This is a genomic window from Pseudoalteromonas sp. S2755 (genome assembly GCF_005886535.1).
Classification (GTDB): Bacteria; Pseudomonadota; Gammaproteobacteria; order Enterobacterales; family Alteromonadaceae; genus Pseudoalteromonas.
Genome location: NZ_PNDS01000089.1, coordinates 1 through 1,401, shown reverse-complemented (window position 1 = coordinate 1,401; position 1,401 = coordinate 1). Strand labels below are relative to the sequence as shown.

Annotated in this window: 2 protein-coding genes; one reads left to right on the top strand and one right to left on the bottom strand. The window is 37.5% G+C overall.

Annotated elements, in window-relative coordinates; translation table 11 throughout:
- Positions 1-349: 349 nt before the first annotated feature.
- A complete protein-coding gene (locus tag CWC03_RS15270) occupies positions 350-862 on the bottom strand; it encodes a GNAT family N-acetyltransferase (RefSeq protein ID WP_138582620.1) in 513 nt (170 codons plus the stop codon).
- A gap of 358 nt (positions 863-1,220) precedes the next feature.
- Between CWC03_RS15270 and CWC03_RS23485 the strand changes: the two genes are divergently transcribed.
- Complete coding sequence (locus tag CWC03_RS23485) at positions 1,221-1,379, top strand: hypothetical protein (protein ID WP_157782784.1); 159 nt, start codon at positions 1,221-1,223, stop codon at positions 1,377-1,379.
- Positions 1,380-1,401 lie beyond the last annotated feature (22 nt).

The following is a 1,401-nucleotide window of genomic DNA, read 5'->3' as shown; positions in this document are numbered from 1 at the left end:
AGGTGAGGAAATTTTGTCGATAACACCGCTACCGCATCCTGCTATTGCCAAGGTATCTAGATCCATGTAGGCAAGGCAAAAATTTTGCTATTTAGTTGTTCTAAATGAGAAATTTTTAACGAAGCTAATATGCTATTTCACCTTTCAAATTGATTGGAAAATTAATTCAATTGGTATAAAACACAGATCCTTTTAATCACTTCATAAACCACAGAAATGTGAGCGCTTATATCAACAAGAAAATAACGACAACTGTTATATTTTTTACTTTTATCAATTGATGGACTAACGACAAATCGAGCGCTGTGACCAAAGCACACTCAGGAAAATAAAAGTCAAACCGCTGAGATCAACAGATACGATGGATCTCATATTCAAAGAAAAGTGGACTGTTTTCATCATGCACTTGCTGTGAAAACCCCAGCTTTTTGAGCAACCGAATGGAAGCATGGTTGGATTGCTCCACTCCCGCAATTAGGGTACTCCAAAGCTCCACACTGTTAACTGCATGGATAAACCCTTGCAGCAATTCACTGGCGTAACCTTTGCCCCAGTGTTTTTCAGCCAATAAGTAACCGATATGCGCATCACTTTCGTTTTCAACGTAAACAAACAACAAGCCAATTGTCTCATGCTGCCCAAGCTTAACTTGCAGTAAGCGGCTCTCTAAACACATGCGCTGAAACCAGTTTTCGGCCTGTTTTGTTGAATCAATACCATGAAAATAAGGGGGAAGGTTTTCAACCACATTAGAACTCAGGATATGGGGAATTTGCTCTATCAGCCGTTCACGATCGAGAGCCGGAAGATCGTCGTTAACCTCAATAATATGCAACCTTAAGGTCTGAAATGATAATGCCATTAGCTCCCTACTTTTTATCAACTCGATTGTTATCCTAACTAGGATACTAGCATTGCTTCTTTTAATGTGTAAGGCGTACGCAGCTATTTGCTGCAACAATTGAGTGGATATAGTTTGCACAGTCAACAAGATTGACATGCACAAAAGTCCAACGCTGTCACTTTTATTTACTTGATAAAAATTCAATATAATAAACAACTTAAAAAACAAACAACTAAAAGCTCTACTGAAGTTATTTGCCATTCCCGCTTGAAATATGTTGAAAAATTAAACACATTATTTAACAGATAAGTACTTAGAAATAAGTATTTATCTACATTACTGAATAATCAAAGATAACAAAATAACTGGATACAACATGAAACTGAAAAAAGTAAAATTAAAAAACCTTAACGCAAATAAAGCGCTAGATGCTAAACAAACGAAAGAAATAGCAGGCGGAACCGGCGCTTACAGTAAAGACTACGGCGCATGCTATACCGCTCCTGAATTTTGCCCAACAGTATACATCTGCTAAGTAACCTGAGCTGCGGATAATT

What these genes read in the sequence shown, in the direction of transcription:
- CWC03_RS15270 (WP_138582620.1), bottom strand. Translation starts at nt 862, where the DNA reads ATGGCATTATCATTTCAGACCTTAAGGTTGCATATTATTGAGGTTAAC.
- CWC03_RS23485 (WP_157782784.1), top strand. Translation starts at nt 1,221, where the DNA reads ATGAAACTGAAAAAAGTAAAATTAAAAAACCTTAACGCAAATAAAGCG.